Annotated in this window: 1 pseudogene; it reads right to left on the bottom strand. The window is 64.4% G+C overall.

Annotated features, from left to right (window positions below):
* Positions 1–472 (bottom strand): annotated as a pseudogene (locus tag AC1DIX_RS27790) (hypothetical protein); the annotation flags it as partial.

The raw sequence follows: 472 nt of genomic DNA, 5'->3' as shown, positions 1-472 counted from the left end.
CCATAGGGACGCTCGTAGGGAACGGGGCCGATTTCCGGCAGTACGATCATTTCGCCCATACCCTGCGGCGCGCTGAGCGTGCCGAAAGCCGATGGCGCCGGTGCGGGTGCCGCATTGTAGCGAGCGCTCGGCGTTGCGCCGCCATAAGCCGTGGCGGACATCGGCACAGGCACGCGTGACGTCTGCGGCGCCGTCAGCGTTCCCAGGCTCTGCAGCTGATCGCTGGTAATGCGGCGGTCATTGGAGGCGACCATCACGCCACTGGCAATCTGCCCGCCCGGATCGACGGCCGGAATACGGCTGCCCTTTGGCACGTAGGATGCCATCAGATAAGGCATGTCATGACCGTCCATGCGCGCCTTGCCGACGTACTGAACGCGAACGCGACCGGTGCCGCTATGCTTCATGTCGAGGAGATCGGCCGTCTTGTTTGAAAGGTCGATGATCCGGCCCTCGTGATACGGTCCGCGGT

Source organism: Massilia sp. 05N420, from assembly GCF_056397205.1.
This window is presented reverse-complemented; position numbering and strand designations above follow the sequence as displayed.